Annotated in this window: 20 protein-coding genes and 1 pseudogene; 16 read left to right on the plus strand and 5 right to left on the minus strand. The window is 34.9% G+C overall.

What is annotated here, in order from left to right:
* The first annotated feature begins 356 nt into the window (after positions 1-356).
* The 16 genes and pseudogenes from P8M54_RS01570 to P8M54_RS01645 all read left to right on the plus strand — a co-directional run bounded on the left by P8M54_RS01570 (position 357) and on the right by P8M54_RS01645 (position 17,506).
* Positions 357-1,109 (plus strand): DUF6503 family protein, encoded by a 753-nt coding sequence (locus P8M54_RS01570; RefSeq protein WP_300284247.1) that lies wholly within the window; start codon positions 357-359, stop codon positions 1,107-1,109.
* Between the two features lie 79 nt (positions 1,110-1,188).
* Complete coding sequence (locus tag P8M54_RS01575; protein ID WP_300284250.1) at positions 1,189-2,481, plus strand: FAD/NAD(P)-binding oxidoreductase; 1,293 nt, start codon at positions 1,189-1,191, stop codon at positions 2,479-2,481.
* Between the two features lie 3 nt (positions 2,482-2,484).
* Positions 2,485-4,077, plus strand: a complete 1,593-nt coding sequence (locus tag P8M54_RS01580; RefSeq protein ID WP_300284252.1) for a 4Fe-4S dicluster domain-containing protein — start codon at positions 2,485-2,487, stop codon at positions 4,075-4,077.
* Between the two features lie 18 nt (positions 4,078-4,095).
* Positions 4,096-4,818, plus strand: a complete 723-nt coding sequence (locus P8M54_RS01585) for a DUF547 domain-containing protein (RefSeq protein ID WP_300284254.1) — start codon at positions 4,096-4,098, stop codon at positions 4,816-4,818.
* Positions 4,819-4,856: 38 nt separating this feature from the next.
* A complete protein-coding gene (locus tag P8M54_RS01590) occupies positions 4,857-5,246 on the plus strand; it encodes a hypothetical protein (protein WP_300284257.1) in 390 nt (129 codons plus the stop codon).
* An 11-nt stretch (positions 5,247-5,257) separates the two neighbouring features.
* Positions 5,258-5,950 carry a glycosyltransferase family 2 protein gene (locus P8M54_RS01595; RefSeq protein ID WP_300284299.1) on the plus strand — a complete coding sequence of 231 codons (693 nt, stop codon included), beginning with the start codon at positions 5,258-5,260 and terminating at the stop codon, positions 5,948-5,950.
* A 1-nt stretch (position 5,951) separates the two neighbouring features.
* Positions 5,952-7,433 carry a cellulose synthase family protein gene (locus tag P8M54_RS01600; RefSeq protein WP_300284260.1) on the plus strand — a complete coding sequence of 494 codons (1,482 nt, stop codon included), beginning with the start codon at positions 5,952-5,954 and terminating at the stop codon, positions 7,431-7,433.
* Positions 7,433-8,779, plus strand: coding sequence for a glycosyltransferase 87 family protein (locus tag P8M54_RS01605; RefSeq protein ID WP_300284262.1), 1,347 nt, complete (start codon positions 7,433-7,435; stop codon positions 8,777-8,779). Before P8M54_RS01600 ends, P8M54_RS01605 begins: the two co-directional genes overlap by 1 nt.
* A gap of 30 nt (positions 8,780-8,809) precedes the next feature.
* On the plus strand, positions 8,810-9,499 hold the full coding sequence (locus tag P8M54_RS01610; protein ID WP_300284264.1) for a DUF547 domain-containing protein: 690 nt from the start codon (positions 8,810-8,812) through the stop codon (positions 9,497-9,499).
* Between the two features lie 189 nt (positions 9,500-9,688).
* Positions 9,689-10,735 carry a hypothetical protein gene (locus tag P8M54_RS01615; RefSeq protein ID WP_300284267.1) on the plus strand — a complete coding sequence of 349 codons (1,047 nt, stop codon included), beginning with the start codon at positions 9,689-9,691 and terminating at the stop codon, positions 10,733-10,735.
* A gap of 146 nt (positions 10,736-10,881) precedes the next feature.
* Positions 10,882-11,415 (plus strand): annotated as a pseudogene (locus tag P8M54_RS01620) (haloacid dehalogenase type II); the annotation flags it as partial.
* A 604-nt stretch (positions 11,416-12,019) separates the two neighbouring features.
* Positions 12,020-13,021 carry a DNA-binding protein gene (locus tag P8M54_RS01625; RefSeq protein ID WP_300284270.1) on the plus strand — a complete coding sequence of 334 codons (1,002 nt, stop codon included), beginning with the start codon at positions 12,020-12,022 and terminating at the stop codon, positions 13,019-13,021.
* Between the two features lies 1 nt (position 13,022).
* Positions 13,023-13,460, plus strand: coding sequence for a Fic family protein (locus tag P8M54_RS01630; RefSeq protein WP_300284273.1), 438 nt, complete (start codon positions 13,023-13,025; stop codon positions 13,458-13,460).
* Between the two features lie 316 nt (positions 13,461-13,776).
* The gene (locus P8M54_RS01635; RefSeq protein ID WP_300284276.1) at positions 13,777-14,667 is read left to right on the plus strand and encodes a restriction endonuclease; all 891 of its coding nucleotides are present in this window, start codon (positions 13,777-13,779) and stop codon (positions 14,665-14,667) included.
* 59 nt (positions 14,668-14,726) lie between these two features.
* Positions 14,727-15,626, plus strand: a complete 900-nt coding sequence (locus P8M54_RS01640; RefSeq protein ID WP_300284278.1) for an alpha/beta hydrolase — start codon at positions 14,727-14,729, stop codon at positions 15,624-15,626.
* A gap of 218 nt (positions 15,627-15,844) precedes the next feature.
* Entirely contained in the window at positions 15,845-17,506 is a 1,662-nt protein-coding gene (locus P8M54_RS01645; protein WP_300284281.1) for a serine hydrolase, read from the plus strand.
* An 84-nt stretch (positions 17,507-17,590) separates the two neighbouring features.
* Here P8M54_RS01645 and msrB read toward each other — a convergent pair whose 3' ends face one another.
* From msrB to P8M54_RS01670, 5 genes are all read right to left on the minus strand, one after another.
* Positions 17,591-18,139: a peptide-methionine (R)-S-oxide reductase MsrB gene (gene msrB / locus P8M54_RS01650; RefSeq protein WP_300284284.1), complete on the minus strand. Its 549-nt coding sequence runs from the start codon at positions 18,137-18,139 to the stop codon at positions 17,591-17,593.
* A 4-nt stretch (positions 18,140-18,143) separates the two neighbouring features.
* On the minus strand, positions 18,144-18,773 hold the full coding sequence (gene msrA, locus P8M54_RS01655) for a peptide-methionine (S)-S-oxide reductase MsrA (protein WP_300284289.1): 630 nt from the start codon (positions 18,771-18,773) through the stop codon (positions 18,144-18,146).
* 132 nt (positions 18,774-18,905) lie between these two features.
* Complete coding sequence (locus tag P8M54_RS01660; RefSeq protein WP_300284292.1) at positions 18,906-19,868, minus strand: nucleoside hydrolase; 963 nt, start codon at positions 19,866-19,868, stop codon at positions 18,906-18,908.
* Positions 19,858-20,859, minus strand: a complete 1,002-nt coding sequence (locus tag P8M54_RS01665) for a phosphotransferase (RefSeq protein WP_300284295.1) — start codon at positions 20,857-20,859, stop codon at positions 19,858-19,860. The genes P8M54_RS01660 and P8M54_RS01665 overlap by 11 nt, the downstream gene beginning before the upstream one ends.
* Positions 20,860-21,033: 174 nt before the next feature.
* Positions 21,034-21,284 (minus strand): hypothetical protein (locus P8M54_RS01670; RefSeq protein ID WP_300284297.1); only part of this gene is annotated, 251 nt, incomplete at its 5' end.

Genomic DNA, 21,284 nt, shown 5'->3' on the forward strand with positions numbered 1-21,284 from the left:
CCAAAATTGTTTTTTTTGGTTGTTCAAATCAACAGTCGCAAACCTTATTTGCGACTGTTTTTTTAAAACTGATTATTAGGTAAAATAAAAAGAGAAAAAACATTTTTATAGTACATCCAAAGTACAATTTAAAAAAAGCAATTACATTACATTGAAAAATTTAGATTGGTGCAAAACGAAATTGTTATCCTGTTCACTAGCCAAATAATTTACGAAGAGTAATGGTATTGAAATAAGTAAAGACTACTTTTGTAGTTAATAATTAACTAATAATTTACCTATATACTACAAGACTTAAAATCTTTGACTAATATCTACTATCAACGAAAAGTAAAAATTTTGCTAAACAAATAAAAATGAAAACAACTACTTTATTATTATTATTTACTATACTATTTAGTAGCTGTCAACAACGAGTAAAAAATATTTCATTTACGGATAGAGTAGCTAAGGCACACCTTACGAAAGATTTTTTACAAAGAGAAGCCATTCAATTTGATTTAAAATTAGAATTTGGAGGGACTGATAGAATAAATGCAAAAATGACACTTCTTACTAATTCAAGTAAAGCTGTTATTGCTTATTCAAATGGAGCCAAAATAATAATTGACCAAAACAAAGTATTTTATTCACCTAGCATACCCAATAAGGCAGCCGTGCGATTTGATGCCTACACTTGGAGCTACTTTTTCTTGTTTCCTTATAAAGTAAACGACCCTGGAACCATTTGGACAGCCTATGCAAATACTGAAAAGAATAATAAAAACTACCTTACTGAAAAATTAACTTTTGCGTCAGGTACCGGAGATGCGCCTGATGATTGGTATGTTGTTTACGCTAATGCCAAATCTAATTTAATTGAAAAAGCAGCCTACATTGTTACTTTAAAGTCAGACAAAGAGGAAGCAGAAAAAAACCCGCATGTTATACAATACCTAGATTACAAGAAAATAGACGGTATTCCTATTGCTACAAAGTGGATTTTTAATGGCTGGCAAGAAGGAAAAGGTCTTACCGATGAGTTGGGACATGCAACTTTATCAAACATCCAATTTATTAAAGTAGATCCCAACTATTTCGAACCAGGAGCTGACTTTAAAACCATTTAAAAAAGGCAACAAAAGCAGACTGCGTAACTGCACTGCTTTTTATACAATTTGAAGTCAAAAAACAACCAAAAACAACGCAATGGAACATATTGTTATTATTGGAAACGGAATTGCTGGTGTAACACTTGCAAGACATATCAGAAAAAAATCAGATACTAAAATTACAATTGTTTCAGCCGAACATGAGTTTTTCTTTTCTCGTACAGCCTTAATGTATGTTTTCATGGGACACATGAAATTCGAGCATACGCAACCGTACGAAACTGATTTTTGGAAAAAAAATAATATCAATTTAGTTCAAGGACTAGTAACTGCTGTAAATACTGCTAATAAAGCCGTTCATCTAGAAAACAATTCCACCATAGATTTTGACAAATTAGTTTTAGCAACAGGTTCAAAACCTAATAAATACGGTTGGCCCGGACAAGATTTAAAAGGGGTAACAGGCCTGTACCACAAACATGACTTAGAAGCTCTAGAGAAATGGGCTCCTACAACTAAACGAGCAGTAATCGTGGGTGGTGGTCTAATAGGTATTGAATTAGCCGAAATGCTTCGCTCTAGAGACATTGCCGTTACTTTTTTAGTACGAGAAACTTCATTTTGGAATGGTGTATTGCCTTCTGGCGAAAGCCAAATGATAAACCGTCATATTTTAGAACACCACATCGACCTGCGATTAGAAACTAATTTAGTGGAAATCACTTCCGATGAAAATGGTCATGTAAAGTCAATCCTTACCGATAAAGGAGAAACTATCGAATGTGAGATTGTAGGTTTAACCGCCGGCGTTTCTCCTAACATAGACTTCTTGAAAGATTCTGGCATTGAACTAGGTAGAGGAATTAAAGTGAATCGCTTTTTAGAAACTAACATAAAAGATATTTATGCCATTGGAGATTGTGCTGAGCAACACGAAGCTATTGACCAACGCCGACCAATTGAAGCCGTTTGGTACACTGGTCGAATGATGGGTGAAGCACTTGCACAAACGTTGACAGGAACACCTACACAATACAAGCCAGGGCATTGGTTTAATTCGGCTAAGTTCTTAGATATTGAATACCAAACATCCGGATGGGTTTGGGCTGAGACAAAAGAAAATGAAGAACATTTTTACTGGGAACATACCTTAGGTAAAAAAGCAATCCGCTTGGTATTTGATAAAAATGACCGAACCTTTTTAGGAATCAATACATTTGGAATTCGAATGCGCCATGAATTCTTTGATGCCGTATTAACAAAAAGAAAATCAGTAGATTATGTGGTTGCAAATTTAAAAACTGCCAACTTTGATCCTGAATTATATATTTCGTATAACCAAGCCATCCAACAACAATTCAACAGCGAATTTGCTGCTATAAAAATATAAAAGATGAGTAAATCAATTAAAAATATATCTATCGCCTCTCATGAAAACATGCAGATGGATAGTGTTCAAAAAGCAGGAATTACAATAGGATTAATTGGGCTTTTTATCATGGCCTTGGCCTTATTTAATGTCTCCTTTCCTAACAAAGGTTTGTGGCTAGCAGGATCAATTGTAGCGATTTTAGCTGGAATTGTACTTTATGCTAATCGAACCTATTTAAACCAACCTGAAGGAATAAAAAATAATGGCGTTTGGCACAACGATTTCACCAGTAAAGGAAGTTGGGCATGGATGACAGGTATTATTTTGACCTCTTTTTATATTGTTTTGTATTGGTTTCCTAAATATTTAGGATTGGGTCAAGACGGAGCAGCTAACACGGGGATCGTTGGTTTTTTCGATCCGCTTAGCGTCGTTTTAAATGGTAAAGCAGCAAGCCAGTGGTTTGTCTATGGAACCTTGTACACCATTGCTATTCTTGGTCTTGGCTATAAATTTATTTTAAAATACCGTCATAATAAGTACCAACTTTTCCGCACTTTATCTGTTATGTTTTTCCAATTAGGATTTGCTTTTTTAATACCTGAGATCTTAGAAAAACTAAATCCTGAGAAAGCTTATTTTGCAAAAGATTTAAAAAACATGTGGCCTCTTAATTATTACTTTTTCAATGATTGGCATTTGAAAGCCATGCTGGAAGGTGGCAATTTAGGGATGTTTATGTTAGTTTTTGGAATAGCATTAATATTCATCATCTCCCCTATATTAACCTACTTTTATGGAAAAAGATGGTATTGTTCTTGGGTTTGTGGTTGCGGAGGACTTGCTGAAACTGCAGGTGATAGTTTTAGACAGTTATCAAACAAATCGATCAAAGCTTGGAAAATAGAAAGATGGATGATTCACTCGGTACTTGTTTTTTCTTTTGTAATGACAATTGCTGTTCTATTCACCTTTTTGTCTGACAATCCTGAAATGAGTTTTATAACCAAAGATCGATTTATCTGGGGGATTGTAATTTTTCTAGCAATTTTTACTTCTGTGTTATTTGTATTTAAGCGAAAGGATATGGATACTGATGCTTTATACACGATATTGTCACTAATAGCAGTAATTATTATATCTTTGCTGCTAAATTATTTTTCGAACAGTAAAAACGTTTTATTTATCGACAGTAATAAACTAAGAGAATGGTATGGTTTTGGCATAGGAGCTATGTTCAGTGGAGTAATTGGTGTAGGGTTTTATCCTTTATTAGGAAACAGAGTTTGGTGTCGCTTTGGTTGTCCTATGGCAGCAATTTTAGGTCTGCAGCAACGATTATTTTCAAAATTCAGAATCACTACGAACGGTGGCCAATGCATATCTTGTGGTAATTGTTCAACTTATTGTGAGATGGGAATAGATGTACGTAGCTATGCACAAAAAGGAGAAAACATAGTTCGTTCCTCTTGTGTAGGATGTGGAGTTTGTTCAGCAGTATGTCCTCGAGGTGTATTGAAATTAGAAAACGACTCTCCAAATGGTCGTATAAATGCAAACGAAATTCTTTTAGGGAATGACGTTAATTTAATGGATTTAATAAACAAATCATAAAAACAAAAAACAATTAAAATGAAAAAATTTACATTAACAATTTTCTTTTTGAGTTTTTCACTTATTTCTGTTGCGCAAACAGCAGACTTATTTTTTGAACAAACAAACGAATTCTTTAAGAAAAATGTAACAAACGACGGTAAAGTTGATTATGCCTCTATTAAAAAAAGTCCAGGGGAGCTAATATACATTTTGAGTAATATTGAAAAATTGGATACGAAATTTAGTGATAAAAAATTAGCAAAAGCATTTTGGATAAATGTTTATAACTTACACGTTATCAAATCTGTAATTGATTTATACCCTATTGCCTCAATTGAAAAAGTACCTGGTTTTTTTAGCAGTAACAGTTTTACGGTTGGGAATCAAGAATTGACTCTTGATGATATTCAAAATGTCATCCTGCGAGATCTATTTTTTGATTCTGCAGTGCATTTCACCTTAGCAAGTGCAGCAAATGGTTGCGCACCACTTTTGAACGGTGCTTACTTACCAAACGAGGTAGACGAACAAATTAAAAATCAGGCTACACTTGTAATTAACTCTAAAAATTATTTTTTCGTCAACAAAGATTTAAAAATAATTGAATTGCCAAAAATCTTTGAATGGTATAAAAAGGATTTTGCCGTAAACTATTTTAATGAAATAGATTTTATAAATTTATTTTTGGTTAAAAAAGTAGATAATCATTTAACAGTGACAACTTATGATTTTGACTGGTCACTAAACGAAAAAAAATAGGTTAAATACTTACCACCTGATCCCCTAAATTTAAATTCATGATTAAATCCATTTTCATATTGATCCTACTCTCAGTATGCATTCATACGGCAGAAAAAACATATTATAAAGATTATTATGAAAATGGAAAGATTAAGTCAGAGGGTTGGATTTTAGACAATCAAAAGGTTGATTATTGGTTTTACTATTATGAGAACGGTAAGAAAAAAGAAGAAGGACATTACAACAAAAATAAAAAAGTACAATGGTGGCTTTACTATGATGCTAATGAAATTATTCTTAAAAAAGCAGAATTCAAAAATAATATCCAGGAAGGTCTTACACTTGTTTACAAAAATGGATCTCTAGTAAAGGCTGAAAAATACCTGAAAGGAGTAAAAATAAAAGAATGGACCTCATTATCAAAATACAAAAGAGATAACCCTTGATGAAAAACTCAATGATCAAAATCACAGTGATAATTCCTGCCTACAATGAAGAAAAAGCAATTGGAAATGTCATTAAAGAAATACCAAGCATCGTTGATGAAGTTATCGTAATAAGCAACAAGTCAACAGACAATACGATTAAAGTTGCTACAAATGCAGGAGCAACAGTACTGTCTGAAAGTCGTAAAGGTTACGGATATGCTTGCCTAAAAGGTATGGACTATATCGCGAACAGCGACTCAAAACCCGATATTATTGTGTTTTTAGATGGTGATTATTCTGACTATCCGGAAGAACTACTTAAAATCATAGCTCCAATCCAAAATGAAGATATTGATTTTGTAATTGGTGCACGAGTAGCTAGCTTGAGAGAAAAGCATTCTATGACGCCACAGCAGGTATTTGGAAATTGGCTAGCTACAACATTAATGAAATACTTTTTTAGAGCTAAATTCAGCGATTTAGGTCCGTTTCGAGCCATAAAATATGATAAATTGCTTGCTTTAAAAATGGAAGACAAGACCTATGGCTGGACTGTCGAAATGCAGCTAAAAGTCTTGAAGCAAAAAATGAGCTATATCGAGATTCCAGTTCGCTACAAAAACCGAATTGGTGTCTCAAAAGTATCTGGAACAGTCAAAGGCACCATAATGGCTGGAGTCAAAATAATTGGTTGGATTTTTAAATATACCTTCAAAAAATAGAATGTTAGAACTTTCATATATCATAGTGCTGGTCTATAGCATATCAATTGTTTTATTATTTTTATATAGTTTAGCGCACTTCAACTTGCTGCTAAATTATCTTAAAAGTAAAAAACAAAAGGATGCAGCAATACAATACAACCTTGAAAATCCTAATGAAATTCCATTCGTTACCATTCAGCTACCCATTTACAACGAAAAGTATGTAGTTGAACGCTTGTTAACTACGATTGCGCACATGAACTATCCTCAAGACAAACTGGAAATTCAAGTGCTAGATGATAGTACAGATGATAGTGTCATAGAAACCGCTGCACTCATTAAACAGCTTGCTGCAACAGGTTTAGATATTAAACACATTCAAAGAACGAATAGAACTGGATATAAGGCCGGCGCTTTAAAGGAAGGTTTAACGACTGCTAAGGGCGAATTTATCGCTATTTTTGATGCTGATTTCGTACCACAAAAAAATTGGCTTTACTTAACAATTCCTTATTTTAAAAATCAAAAAATTGGTGTTGTCCAAACCCGTTGGGGCCATTTGAACCGCGATTATTCGATTTTAACTAAAATTCAAGCTTTTGCACTTGATGCCCATTTTACTCTGGAACAAGTAGGACGTAATTCAAAATTACATTTCATTAACTTTAACGGTACAGCGGGTGTCTGGAGAAAGCAATGCATCATCGACGCAGGAAATTGGGAAAGTGACACACTAACTGAAGATCTTGATTTGAGCTACCGTGCGCAGTTGAAAAACTGGGAATTTAAATACCTAGAAAATGTAGTGACTCCCGCTGAACTTCCCGCTATAATTAGTGCGGCTCGATCGCAACAGTTTAGATGGAATAAAGGTGGAGCCGAAAATTTTAGCAAAAACGCTTCGCGTGTTTTACAATCTAAGGAAATAGGTTTTAAAACCAAAGCCCACGGTATGTTGCATTTACTCAATAGCACGATGTTTCTGGCGATTTTTACCATGGCGATTTTAAGCGTACCGATGTTGTATATCAAAAATGAATACAGTGTGTTTAGTAAAGTGTTTGATATCCTTATATTCTTTATCATCACTTCGATACTGTTTTTTATCAGTTATTGGGCAACTTATAAAAGTATTCACGGCGGCGGATTTAAAAACTTCTTAAGTTATATGGGATTGTTCATTACCTTTTACACCATAGCAATGGGCTTCTCTTTTCACAATACTATTGCCGTTTTAGAAGGCTTGTGGGGTAAAAAAAGTGAATTTGTCCGAACTCCAAAATTAAATATCGAAGCGTTAAAAGATAAATGGAAGCAAAATACCTACATCTCGAAAACCATTTCTAAAAACATCATTGCCGAAGGGATTCTTATCCTCTATTTTCTTTTTGCTATGTATAGCGCAATTCGTCTTGACGATTACAGCTTGATTGCCTTACATTTAATGTTATTTTTAGGTTTTGGGTTTGTGTTTTTTAAATCAATATTGGGTAATAAATAATGGTGTCTACTGTAAATAACAAGAAGACTTATGGTTTAACAATCATAAGTCTTCTTGCGTATACGTATATCGCTTATTTTCTAGATCGTTCCCAATTCATTCACCTTGTAATCGCTGTTGGAGTTGTATTTTACTGTTTTCTAGAAATTATTAAATTGCAAAAGGACAATTTCAAATTCCTCACTCTAAAGGCTGTTGGATTTCAGTTTTTGTTTCTCTTGGCTTTGCCCAATTTATCACAAGATTATTTTAGGTTCATTTGGGATGGACATTTGCTAATTCAGCAGATGAATCCGTATCTGCAGTTACCTAAAGACCTTATTTTACAACCGAATCTCGCTATCCCTAATGCGCAAGATTTATACAATGGCATGGGAAGTTTAAGCGCGGAGCATTACTCTAACTATCCGCCTGTAAACCAGTTTTTATTTGCAATAGCAGCCTTTTGTAGTGGTACTTCCATACTAAGTACCGTTGTTGCCATGCGCCTGCTTATGATCGCAGCCAATTTAGGAACCCTATATTTTGGAACTAAATTACTCGTTCGCTTAGGAATGGAAAAGCACCACATTTTCTACTTTATTTTAAATCCGTTAGTGCTCATTGAAGGTACAGGAAATTTACATTTTGAGGGCGTGATGCTTTTCTTTTTTGTTTGGTCCATGTATTTGCTAGAGCAAAATAAATGGAAAATAGCTGCCATAATTTTGGCGCTATCCATATCGGTAAAACTATTGCCGCTATTATTACTTCCCTTGTTTCTTAAAAAATTAGGATGGACCAAAGCCGTTTTTTTTTATATCATAGTGGTAGGAGTTAACCTCATACTCTTCCTGCCTTTTCTTTCCAATGCGCTCATTCAAAATTACAGTGAAACTATTGGATTATGGTTCACCAATTTTGAATTCAATGCTAGTATTTACTACGTCATCAGGGAAATCGGATTTTGGATAACGGGCTATAACATTATTCATATCACAGGAAAAATTATACCGGTTTGCATTATTTTATTTATTGGATACAAAAGTTTAAAAGAAAAAGACAGCAACACTTTGCAGCTTTTCAACAGCTTTCTACTAGTGCTTACCGTTTACTTCTTTTGCTCAACAACAGTACATCCTTGGTATGTTATTAACTTAATTATCATTGGTGTATTTACAAAATACAACTTTCCAATTGTTTGGAGTCTTACCATTTTCCTTAGCTATATCGCCTACTCCACGCCCGAGTTTAAGGAGAATTATTGGCTTATTGCTATTGAATACGGTCTAGTGGTAAGCTACATTATTTTTGAAAAACAGAAGATGGTAAAAGCAGAAAAAGCAGTACTATTGAATCCAAATTGAACTATTTCATTTAAATCTTAACCATTCCCAATGGATCGTTTGAACTCCTTACTTGCTACTTTCGAAAAAGTACTAATTCATGTAAGAAGGAATGTAGATTCAGCAATGGAACAACAGTTATTGCAAGCAGTCACATTAACTCAACTGCAAACCGAACTCAATACCGACCAAGCTAAAAAAACCTTTTGGATCAATATCTACAATGCTTTTTATCAATTTGAAGCGAACAAAGCAACAGCCAACCGCAAAACCATTTTTAGTGCTAAAGTAATTCACATTGGGCATTACTATTTTAGCCTAGATGACATTGAGCACGGAATTTTAAGAAAAAACCGCTGGAAATGGAGTTTCGGTTACCTACGAAATCCCTTTGCATCAGCGCTTTTAAAAGATTTAGAAGTTCAAGAAATCGATTATCGCATTCACTTTGCTTTAAACTGCGGTGCCAAGAGCTGTCCTCCTATCGCTTTTTACACTTTCGAAAAATTAGAACAGCAGCTCGATCATGCCATGTACTCCTTTCTTGAGCAAGAAACGACTGTAGATCATCCCACTAAAATTATTGCAACTTCAAAATTATTGCTTTGGTACCGAGCTGATTTTGGCGGAACAAAAGGCATAAAGCAAATACTGACTAAAGTACTAGAATTTGACACTACTCCCTATACAATCAAGTTTGCAGACTACAGTTGGGAAACGCATTTAGAGAATTTTGTTTAATTGTAAAGATTACAACTACCTTTTAAACTACTGAAATCATAGAACTTACAAGGTTCGAAACCCGAATTTCATAAAATAAACGCGCTAACCTAGCGATAAATAGATACCAAAACCGCATTCCATTTAAATAAATCTTAAAATGCAACCAAAAGATATTTTTCGCCTTTAAAATTAAGTAACTTTACTTTTATGAAAAAAAATGCCCTTATACTCATCGTCGCTTTACTAATTATTAGTAGTAGCTATGCCTTATTCCACTTCAGTAGCAGCAAGTCAAAAGCCGTGCGTACGTTTTCCTTTGAATACAAGGGCATGAATTTAGTAGCTCCTATTAAAGAGTTAAAAAACACCACACTCGAGGAGTTACAAGCAAATCATGTGAACTCCGTTTCCTTAATTCCCTATGCTTTTGTCGATGTAGACAATGCTGCGATTAGGTACAATAATCAACGACAATGGTGGGGCGAACGAACTGAGGGTATTATCGCAAGCAACAAACTCGCACACGATTATAAAATGACCGTCATGCTCAAACCGCATTTATGGGTAAATCATGGCTTCTATACTGGAAATCTAGATTTTAAAACGGATGCCGAATGGGTAAAATGGGAAGCCGATTATGAAAAATACATTCTGGACTATGCCCAACTGGCGCAATCCCAGAAAATGGAATTGTTCTGTTTTGGAACTGAGCTAGGCAACTCCATCGCTAAGCGTCCGCAGTATTGGTCACAACTAATTGTAAAAATCAAAAAAATATATACCGGTAAACTCACCTATGCCGCCAACTGGGATGATTTTGACAAAGTCCCTTTCTGGAACGAACTCGATTATATCGGTATCGATGCCTATTTCCCATTGTCTGATGCTGTAACGCCCACTGTTGCCGAACTCAATAAAGCGTGGAAAGAACATATCGTAAAAATGGAAAAACTACAAGCTAAGATCAAAAAGAAAATCCTTTTTACCGAGTTTGGCTACCGCAATTCAGATCAAGCTGCCAAAGAGCCTTGGACCGAAAGCCAAAACACAGCCAACAATTTGGCACAAGCCAATGCATACGAATCGTTGTTTCAAACCCTATCACAAAAATCGTGGTTTGCCGGCGGATTTGCCTGGAAATGGTATGCTGATGAATACCATAGGCAAAAGAAAAACAATGTCGATTATACGCCCCAAGGCAAGCCAGCACTGGAAACCATCAAAAAATGGTATAAAAAAAGCATACCACAATGACACCTACTGCCACTAAGCCCGTAATCGTATTCGATGTCAACGAAACCCTACTCGATATGACGCCCTTAAAAAAAGCCGTCAATGCCCTTTTACAGGAAGAGCAAGGTTTCCGGATTTGGTTTGGCATGTAACTCCACTATTCCACCGTATCTAACAGCATCAATCAATACCATAATTTCACCACCATCGCCGCGGCAACGCTAGATATGGCTCCCGAATCGCTAAACGTAAGCGTAACGCAAGACCAAATAAAAGACACTTTATCCATCATAAAATCCTTGCAAACCTACCCTGATGTTATCAAGGGATTGCAATTATTAAAAGACCATGGTTTCCGATTAATCACCTTAACCAACTCCCCTGACGCCGCCTTGCAAGAGCAACTAAAAAACTCACAACTCACGCATTATTTTGAGCAAGCACTCAGCATCGACGCCATATCCCAATACAAACCCGCCGCCGAAACCTATTTATGGGCAGCCGAAAAGCTCTCAGTACAACCCCAGCAAATGCTAATGGTAGCGGCGCACGGTTGGGACATCGCAGGTGCGACACAGGCAGGCCTAGCCACTGGCTTTATCAGCCGCGAAGGACAATCGATCTATTCCTTAGCGCCACCACCTAATTTTATCGCCGCCGATATTCTGGCCATGGCGGAGCAATTAATAGCCGCTTACTAATTTATCATTTTTTACTTTGGGCGTGACCCGCTACACCCTTATTTCATGGGTGCAGCGGGTCGGGCTATACGTTACAAGTCCGCAACAAGTTGCGCTAGCGCTCTACTTTTTTGTAGGCTTTACACTACTATCCCTCACGCAGGAAAAACTGGAAATCCATTGAAAATCCTCATTTTAAAAGTCTTTTAAGAGTTAAGTTTTATATTCATATTGTCAATTTTAATAAAGTAATTTAGATTTAATACTGGAAATGCAGTCTGTATTTTTACTACTTAAAGTTTCTAAATTGGTTAAAGAATGAAAAGTGGATTTAATGATTTGTAATAAAATTATTATTTATATATTTGTTAGTGAGGAGCTACAAAGTAGCGCATATACACTCTGAATTTGGTAGATTGGCGCTACTTTTTAGCGCATATATACTAGTTATGTGCAAGCAAAAAAAACTGAATAGGATCATATAATTTACTCAAAATGTTTACTTTTAACTTCTAATTTAGAAAACCAAATAAGCCCGTGTTTATCAACAAAAAAGCACACTTATTAACATCCTGCCCTCATTAATGTTGGTAGCATCAAAAAGTTATTAACAAAATTTGGATAAATGAAAGACTTAACTTCTTCAAATATAGATAGACAAAATATATTAAATAACTCTTTGGTTATTAATAATTTAAGAGATTATTTTGGTGTACCAGGAATGCTCTTTTTGGATGAATATAAATATACAAAACAACAAATTTCAGAATTCTACCAAATAGACACTGTAACTATTGAAAGATATCTTGAAAACAATGAGAAAGAATTGAAGCATAACGGATATATTGTTCTAAAAGGTAAAAATCTAAAAGAGTTTAAACTCCAATTTGGACCTATATTAAATATTTCAAGTAAGACATCTCAACTTGGAGTATTTAATTTTAGATCTTTTCTAAATTTAGGTATGTTATTAGTTGAAAGCGCAATGGCTAAAGCATTGAGAAGTAAAATTCTTGATATTGTAATTGACACTTTAAATGAAAAATCAGGCGGTTCTACAAAGTTTATTAATCAAAGAGATGAAGATTTTTTGAATACCATATTAAGAGAACCTCATTACAGAAAAGAATTCACACAAGCACTTAATTTATATTTAGATCTAGGGAATTTTAAATACTCTACATACACTAGTAAAATTTATGAATGTATATTTAACGAAAATGCAATTGAATATAAAAAAATACTAAATCTAAGTGAGAATGAAAATGTCAGAGACACAACGTATGCTGAAATTTTAAAACTTATAGCTTCTTTTGAAATTGGGTTAGCCCATGAAATGAAAGAAAAATTCAATAAATTAAATAGAAAATTAACAAAATCTGAAATGGATAATCTTATCTTTAATTTTTCTAACCACCCTCTTTTCAAACCACTTATAGAAGATGCTAGAATTAAAATGGCAAGTCGTGATTATGGTTTTAGAAAAATTTTTCATGATAATTTACAAAACTACATAAGTTCTGTTTCAAAATCAGATTTTGATAGATTTTTAGGAGAAAAAAGTAAAGCTTTAGAAGATCGGATTGATGAAAATATAGATGTTTTTAAGAGACTGAAAAATCGATAAAATGGCATATATATATTTTGACTTCGACTATGCATTAAAGGAGCACGATTACATAATTTTACATTCCGGAGGTTTAGTAGGAGCAAAAGATTTAGGAGCTCTTGATGCAACTCTTGATTTTGTAAAAGATGATATTTACTATCCAGAATTAGAAGATAAAGTTTCTTATCTATTTTATTCAATAAATAAAAATCATGCATTCAATGATGGTAATAAAAGGTCATCTATAGCTCTAAGTGCCTATTTTTTAGAAATAAACGGTTTAGGTCATACAGCATCAAAATTTATAGAGTTAATGGAAAATGTTGCAGTTGATGTTGCAGATAATATAATTGACCGAGATTTATTGAAAGAAATAATCAGTTCAATAATATATGAAGAAGAATACAGCTATGAACTAAAATTAAAAATAATAACTGCAAAAGAAAATAAAACTTAATAATAAGCCAGCACATAACAGCTGTGCTTGTTGCACAACTGGCTTTTTGTTTAATTTTGATTAGTTTTAATAAATAGTTAATTTACAAAGTATTACAAATCAATTGAATATCATTTTTTAATTTTACATTTTTTGACCAATATTACTTATTATTGAGTTGCGCAACAACCACAGCGGTTTCAAGCAATTACGAAATATGTGGTAAATTAACGTTTATCTTTCGCAAGAAATTTTATCTAAGTGAAAAATAATTGGTCACACAATTCTCAGCAAATTGCACAATAATAGCCCTTAAATTACCATAACACATCAAAATATGAATCTAGAAATTCCAAAATTTCACGAAACATTTAATCCTATTCTCGAAATATTATCAAATCAAGAGATAATTCATACAAGAGAAATGCAAAAAAGAGTAATTGAAAAGTTTTACTCCAATTTACCGGTAGAAATGTTAGAAGAAAAAACCAAATCTGGAGAGATTTTGATTAATAACCGCATTGCTTGGGGCAAATCATACCTTAAAAAAGGAGGATATATATACTATCCGTCGAGAGGAAATGTTCAAATCACTGATAAAGGACTAAATCAAAAAAGCACCTTAAACCTAAAGGCTTTAGAAGATGAAACATCCTTACTTGATTTCTACCAAACCGAGAATGAAAAAGATTCTAATTCGCAAGAAATAAAGAAAATTTCAAATGCTTCGCCACAAGATTTAATTGATGAAGGTTTCAATCAAATTGAAAGAGAAATCAAAAATGAACTTCTTGAAAAATTAAAAACTATCGACCCTTACTATTTTGAAAAAGTTGTACTAATGCTTTTGAAAAAAATGGGATATGGAGATTTTATTGAGACTCCAAAATCTGGCGATGGAGGAATTGATGGAATAATTAACGAGGACAAACTTGGATTAGATAAAATTTATATTCAAGCTAAGAGATTTAATGAAAATAAAGTTAGAGAGAAGGACATTAGAAACTTTATTGGTGCGATGAGTGGTGACACAAATAAAGGTGTATTCGTTACTACTTCATTATTTGATAAAGGAGCTGACGAGAAAGCAAGAAATGCGCATCATAAGATTATATTAATCGATGGAAATAAATTAGTTGATTTGATGCACGAATTTAATGTTGGAGTACAAATCAAGCAGACTTACGAAGTAAAACATTTAGACGAAGACTTTTTCGTAGAACAGTAATTGAGGTTAAATTATAATTTGACTATTTCAAATTTTTAATAGCCATAAATTCAACCCAAATGAACAGCAACTTTCCTTCCAACTTACTTCTTTGGTTGTCCTTAGTTTTAGTATCACAAATAGCAATTGCCCAATCGGATACTTATACAGTTCAAGAGATACAATTTAAAAGTCAAGGTGTAACCTTAGCTGGCTCCATCTTACAGCCTAAAAATTCGTTTGCCGCAGTCGTAATTGTTCACGGGTCGGATCCTGTAAAAAGGGAAATGGAGTTTGCTAAACGTCTAGCTATACAAGGAATTACTGTTTTGACCTATGACAAGCGCGGAGTTGGAGCATCTGGAGGCGTATATGTAGGCCCGTCTGTTGGGACTAACAATATAGAAAATAGTAATCTTACTTTATTAGCCATGGATGCTAGCGCAGCAGTACAAACGCTTAGCACCTATTTGAAGAATAAAAAAACACCTATTGGATTAATTGGCTTCAGTCAAGCAGGATGGATTATTCCAATTGCAGCAACCAAAAATCCAAAAGTAGCATTTATGGTGCTATTTAGTTGCCCTACGATTACGACTTTAGAGCAGCTTCGCTTTCAGTTTTACACGAATGGAAATACTACCTTTTGGGAAAACCATACGGATGCCGATGCTCGCGAACATACCCTGTTCGACCAAGACAAGTATCAGTTTACTGCAACCGATCCTAAAATTACGCTGAATACCCTTTCTATCCCTGGACTATGGCTTTTTGGCGAAAAGGACATCCAAATTCCCGTTAAGATGTGTATCGAGCAATTAAATACACTCAAAATTCAAGGCAAAGCATTTGAATACGCCTTGTTTCCCACCTTAGGACACAATACAGCATCCAGCGACAACACAGCACCATTCGACCTCTCAATTGAATGGATTAAAGAAAAAACTGCTGACATGAAGAACAGGAAAAAACACAAATAGAGGTATTTTTTATAATTGATTTTAGAGATTCAAATTGTCGCTTTTCATTTTTAAAATAGACTTTTCTTTAGATTCCCAACTAAAGCTAATCATACCCAAGCCTATTTTAGCAACCTCTCATTTTTCTTCTGACAAATAAGTACTAATAAGTTTTATTCAAAGTCTATTTTTAGATGTGAGAAAAACCTAGCTTTACCACTCAATCAAAAAAATCAAAAATGAAAAATCACAAAATCACACTGTTTCTCTTTTTCTTTGTCATCTTATCGCTCCATGCACAAAAAATGGAGGACTACACCAATCCATGGGAAGGCAAGTTCGATAATCCCAAAACAGTACACCTTAAGGTTTCAATCGAGAATTTAGATTCTGCTAAACCGAGATTTAAAATTGCTAATGATCATACCATCGTTGACTATCCTTTTACGACTGAAAACCAGAGCAATCTAAAAATTACATTTTCTGAAAATCAATTTTTTGAAGGTTCCTTCTCTGCAAATCAAAAAGAAATAAATGGCTTTATAAAGTCAGGTCTGCTACTCTATCATATTACGCTAAACAAAGGGAAAGACAATATTTTTACTGGGTATTGGAATATTGTAATGGTAGATGAACTACTTTCTTCAAAACTATATTTGAGTGTCGAAAATGGGAATAACGATGACTACCAAGCCTACTCCGTTTTTGGTGACGACCGTTTCACAGGTACTTGGTGCACTGACTTTCAAAAAGAAAATAATCAAATATCGTTTACTGATTTCAAAACTGGTTTAAAATTCAAAGGCGAATTGAGGCTTAACGAAATCAAATTAGGCTTGTTTTTAGGAATTAACCTTATCACCCAAATTAATTTGACTAAATCAGAGAAAGATTGGACTACAGGTGGATTTAGTAGCGCCAATAAAAAATCAAAACTTCAGCTACTGGGATTAGAAAGTCTTGTGAAAAGCGATTCGTTGCCCAATACCCACTCTATTCTAATTTCGGAAAAAGGTAAAATTATATATGAACACTACTTTGATGGATACACCGCCAACTTACCACACGATATGCGCTCCTCGTCAAAAAGCATCTCCTCGGCATTTGTAGGTATCGCCAAAGACAAATCCTTATTTAAAAACGTAGACCAATCGGTATTTGACTTTTTACCAGCCAAATACCAGAATCAAAAAGACAATTTAAAAGAGAAGATTACCATTCAAAGTCTCTTAACCATGAGCTCGGGCTTAGACGCAATTGATTATGGTATCAATGCCAACCCAAAATCGGCTGCAGTAGAAGATAACTATCAAATGGCTACTGACTGGACAGAGGCAATCCTGAGTGCTCCAATGATTCATCCCTCAAGTACGAAGGCAAACTATGGATCAGCTAATCCGTACTTACTAGGAATTGCAATGGATTCTCTAGTATCAGAACCTTTAGAACTATTTATGGATAAAAATTTATTTCAAAAATTAGCCATCACGGATTATATTTTGCAAACCGACCTAAAGGGTAATCCGTACTTTGGCGGTGGTATGTATTTAACTCCAAAGGATATCCTGAAATTTGGAGAACTATATCTCAATAAAGGTAAGTGGAATGGGCAACGAATTATCTCTGAACAATGGGTTGCCGACTCTTTCAAGCCCTATCATGTTTTAGAAAACACAGTAGATAAAAACGCATATGGTTATTTGTGGTGGCATCATTCGTACCTCATAAACGGAAAACGTATCAAAACGATGGAAGCTAGAGGTGCAGGAGGGCAATATATTTTTATTATTCCTGACTTAAAGAGCGTGGTTGTTATTACTTCTGGAAATTATAGAAACGGTAAATCGCAGCAGCCAGAGAAAATTTTCAAAAATTATATTTTACCACAGTTGTACAAGTAAATCAGCCTACTACATAGTAAAACCCAAAAGGGCGTTTATTTCAGATGAAATAAACGCCCTTTTTTCGAATAATTAACCAAATCATTACTTTGTTTCTTGGAATGTCAATGAAGCTGAGTTCATACAATAACGCAATCCCGTAGGATTAGGACCATCGTCAAAAAGATGTCCTAAATGTCCCTCGCAACGCGCACATACGATTTCGCCACGAATCATTCCTGCACTTTTATCTACTACTTCGTTTACCCTACTCTTGTCTAAAACATCATAAAAACTAGGCCATCCTGTACCTGAATCAAATTTTGTTTTTGAGGAGAACAACGGCAAGTTACAACCGGCGCAGTAATACGTTCCTTTTTTGTGATTGTCATGGTATTCATTCTGAAAAGGACGCTCAGTTCCTTTTTCACGTAATACATAATATTGATTAGGAGTCAGCTCATTTTTCCATTCCGCATCCGTTTTTACTACTTTTTTCAAAATAGTGTCTGAGAGCGAAAGAGTAGCTTGTTGCGCTACTACTACTTTGTTATCGGTCGCTGCAGTTTCTTTCTTTCCTTTACTTGCTTGCAGGCAAGCAATAAAACTAAAGGAAATTAATATCGTGGCAATTAATTGGTGGTATCGTTTCATAATTTTAGCTTTTGGGTTTTAACTTTCCTTTATAAGTTGTTTTAAACTTATTGTATCTCGGAACCGAAACCCCCTTTACATAAGGCTGATTTGGATTGTTTTTTACATAATCTTGATGGTAATCTTCGGCTTCGTAGAAATCACTAACTGGCTTTACCTCTGTCACAATCGGATTTGAAAATACTTTCTTAGCGGTCAAATCTTTGATTTTATCCTCGATGATTTTTTTCTCATTTGCATCTTTGTAAAAAGCAATGGAACGATAGGACGAACCTTTATCTGGTCCCTGCTGATTAGGAGTAGTTGGGTCTTGCGATGCAAAAAACACATTCACCAACTCTTTATACGAAATCACTTTTGGGTCGTAAAAAACGGCAATCGCCTCCGCATGACCTGTTCTATTCGATCCAACTTGCTCGTATGATGGGTTTTTCATTGTACCACCGCTGTAACCAGAGATCACCTCGTTTACACCTACTACAGCTTCAAAAACATGTTCACTACACCAGAAACATCCTTCGGCAAAAACAGCAACTGCTTGTCCTTTTTTAGGTTCTAATGACAATTTTTTCGTTTGTGCATTCGTACAGCTGATCACTATAAAGAACACGAATAAGTAACTTACTATTTTCATTTTATACTGTTTACTATTAGTTATCAATTGATTAAAAGGTCTTTGCGCCTTGCAATAAAGTAACCTGCCTTTCTATCTTGTAATTTACGACTATTACACAAGCTTGGTTTTCAAACAAGTCCTAAAGTTTTGTTAGTTTTTGACAGATAGCGTTTCTAAAATCTTCTCTTCAAAACCTTGCAAAGCTCTAATGGCATAATCAACCTTCTTTTTTGTCTTGTATTTATAGGACACCTCTAAAAAGTTTTTGAAGGGTACGGTAGGCTGTACAGTCAAAGCATCATTTTTTCGATAATTGACTTTAATAGGAATGTCTTTGTAATAGGTAAAATAATCAGGATGCGTAATAACCCCTAAGGTCGAACAGTCAAAAGGTATAAAGCCGCGAACGCCAAAAAACTTTTCGTTTTTCTCCATCCAAGGCTGTACAATATCGAACAACCATTTATCTGCTTCTTCATTTTGATCTAAGCTAGCCAAATCGATATTCCCAATAAAGGTGTACGAACTTGGTTCATAACCTGCAAATACTAAAGGTATAGCCGAATCTAAAACGATATCCATCGATTTATAGTCGAACTCATAATTGTAATCAAACACATTTAGTTTTCCGTTTCCTGGATTAAAAGGTAATCCGGGAGTTCGTGCCGCACAAATAGATATTTTTTCGATTTGCGGAATAATATCGGGGTGATTTTTGATTAAGGTCGCAATATTAGTCATGGGTCCTAAAGCTAATATGGTCAGCTTCTCTTTTTTCAAAGCCTCATACAACGCTCTCGTTCCATCATTCTCGACACCTATATCATCAGCATTTGGAGAACCTTTGTATACTGGAATTGCAGCTCCTTTGTTGTGCCATTTCAATATTTTATTGATTACATCGTAACTGTAATCAACGTAAGTAATAGAGCTAATCCCTACAATTTCTATTTGCGGTTGCTTCAAAGCCATGATTAGCGTAATCCCATCATCGACCTCACGTGGTGTTTTATCAGGCATTCCAATCATCAAATCCGTGTCGAACCAAACTTTGGTTTGAGCTTGCAGTGTTGCCGTAAGCAAAAAAGCAAAAAGTACTATTTTATTTTTCATCTTGTTCTAAAATTAAAGTTTTGGCAAACCTTAGTAAATCTGCCTTCATTTCTAAGTCCATTTGCAATGGCAATTGTGCTAATCCTATCAATCGGCGCATGATTTCAGTTCCAATCAAACCATTCAAAATAGTCGAATTCAACTCGCTAAACTGACTGTAATTTTCTTTTACAAATGCGATCACTCCTTCTTCCTGCTGCGTGATGTACAAATGGGCCAACATAACCGCTAGATCAAATTCGCGCAAGCCGTAAAAACAAAATTCTGGATCTATTACTTTTATTCCGTCTCCCGTTTTAAGCCAACTCCCAGGATAATAATCACCATGGAGCAAGTACTTTCCTTTCGATAAATACAACGCGCCTAACGCACCTATTTTATGCTTTAACTGCTCATCATTTTTATAAGTCAAGGCCAAAGCTTGTAAACCAGGCTGAATACCATCTAAATCAAACCCATTCTCGATTCGAAACGGATACTCAAAAATGTGCTCGTAATTCAAGCTGCGCATTTCCTTATTTTCCAGCTCATCATCAATGACTGTTTTTTGAAAACTTTGGTGTAAACCATTTAAATACATTACTAATTGCGTAAGTTGGGCCGCTTCCAGTTTTTGGTCTAATTGATACAAAGAAGTATAATCGCTAGATTCTCCTAAATCTTCCAAAACAATGACGTTAGACTTAGGATCGAGCCCTAAAATCTTAGGCATTATACTTTGAATTGCAGCAACTGTAGCTACTTTTTCGTAAAAAGCACCTTCCGTAACCGCACGCTCAGCAGGCGCCGCTACTTGCGGATATTTCTCGACATAGCCTCTCGATTGCTTAACAATAAAGGAGCGCGTAGCCGTTTTTACTCGCAAAACGCAATTCATATTTCCCTCTCCTGGTTTAGAAATAGAAACAATCGATTCCATAGGTTCAATCCAATTTTGGGATTGTAAGTAAGCAGCTAATTCAGTAGGCTCATTTGCATTTAGTACAAACATATTTTATTTTTTAGTTGGGCGTTACCACAAGGGTCGGGCTATTCACTGTATTCCCAATGGACATAAAACAAGGCTAAAAAAAGCCCTGTTTTATGCCTTGGGAGATGCCGTTGCTATCCCTAACGCGAATTTATACATAGTTCAAGAGAATACCTCCATCCCTATTTGTTTTATTTAAAATAAGTAACGAACGCTAAACTGAAACTGTCTTGGTGGCGAAGCGTTTCTTTGGGTAAACAATCCGCTTGCACTTGAACCACCTTGTATCTGGTTGCTTTGTGTTGCGTTGTTGCTGTATCCGCTTAAATTTTCGGCATTCAATACATTAAAAATGTCGGCGCGTAATTCAATCTTATTATTTCCTGCAATGGCAATTTGATGTTGGATACCTAAGTCAAAGGTTGTATTCCATGGTAAACGGTCGC

It is taken from the genome of Flavobacterium sp. (genome assembly GCF_029242675.1).
Lineage (GTDB): Bacteria > Bacteroidota > Bacteroidia > Flavobacteriales > Flavobacteriaceae > Flavobacterium.

What these genes read in the sequence shown, in the direction of transcription:
- P8M54_RS01570 (WP_300284247.1), top strand. Translation starts at nt 357, where the DNA reads ATGAAAACAACTACTTTATTATTATTATTTACTATACTATTTAGTAGC.
- P8M54_RS01575 (WP_300284250.1), top strand. Translation starts at nt 1,189, where the DNA reads ATGGAACATATTGTTATTATTGGAAACGGAATTGCTGGTGTAACACTT.
- P8M54_RS01580 (WP_300284252.1), top strand. Translation starts at nt 2,485, where the DNA reads ATGAGTAAATCAATTAAAAATATATCTATCGCCTCTCATGAAAACATG.
- P8M54_RS01585 (WP_300284254.1), top strand. Translation starts at nt 4,096, where the DNA reads ATGAAAAAATTTACATTAACAATTTTCTTTTTGAGTTTTTCACTTATT.
- P8M54_RS01590 (WP_300284257.1), top strand. Translation starts at nt 4,857, where the DNA reads ATGATTAAATCCATTTTCATATTGATCCTACTCTCAGTATGCATTCAT.
- P8M54_RS01595 (WP_300284299.1), top strand. Translation starts at nt 5,258, where the DNA reads ATGATCAAAATCACAGTGATAATTCCTGCCTACAATGAAGAAAAAGCA.
- P8M54_RS01600 (WP_300284260.1), top strand. Translation starts at nt 5,952, where the DNA reads ATGTTAGAACTTTCATATATCATAGTGCTGGTCTATAGCATATCAATT.
- P8M54_RS01605 (WP_300284262.1), top strand. Translation starts at nt 7,433, where the DNA reads ATGGTGTCTACTGTAAATAACAAGAAGACTTATGGTTTAACAATCATA.
- P8M54_RS01610 (WP_300284264.1), top strand. Translation starts at nt 8,810, where the DNA reads ATGGATCGTTTGAACTCCTTACTTGCTACTTTCGAAAAAGTACTAATT.
- P8M54_RS01615 (WP_300284267.1), top strand. Translation starts at nt 9,689, where the DNA reads ATGAAAAAAAATGCCCTTATACTCATCGTCGCTTTACTAATTATTAGT.
- P8M54_RS01625 (WP_300284270.1), top strand. Translation starts at nt 12,020, where the DNA reads ATGAAAGACTTAACTTCTTCAAATATAGATAGACAAAATATATTAAAT.
- P8M54_RS01630 (WP_300284273.1), top strand. Translation starts at nt 13,023, where the DNA reads ATGGCATATATATATTTTGACTTCGACTATGCATTAAAGGAGCACGAT.
- P8M54_RS01635 (WP_300284276.1), top strand. Translation starts at nt 13,777, where the DNA reads ATGAATCTAGAAATTCCAAAATTTCACGAAACATTTAATCCTATTCTC.
- P8M54_RS01640 (WP_300284278.1), top strand. Translation starts at nt 14,727, where the DNA reads ATGAACAGCAACTTTCCTTCCAACTTACTTCTTTGGTTGTCCTTAGTT.
- P8M54_RS01645 (WP_300284281.1), top strand. Translation starts at nt 15,845, where the DNA reads ATGAAAAATCACAAAATCACACTGTTTCTCTTTTTCTTTGTCATCTTA.
- msrB (WP_300284284.1), bottom strand. Translation starts at nt 18,139, where the DNA reads ATGAAACGATACCACCAATTAATTGCCACGATATTAATTTCCTTTAGT.
- msrA (WP_300284289.1), bottom strand. Translation starts at nt 18,773, where the DNA reads ATGAAAATAGTAAGTTACTTATTCGTGTTCTTTATAGTGATCAGCTGT.
- P8M54_RS01660 (WP_300284292.1), bottom strand. Translation starts at nt 19,868, where the DNA reads ATGAAAAATAAAATAGTACTTTTTGCTTTTTTGCTTACGGCAACACTG.
- P8M54_RS01665 (WP_300284295.1), bottom strand. Translation starts at nt 20,859, where the DNA reads ATGTTTGTACTAAATGCAAATGAGCCTACTGAATTAGCTGCTTACTTA.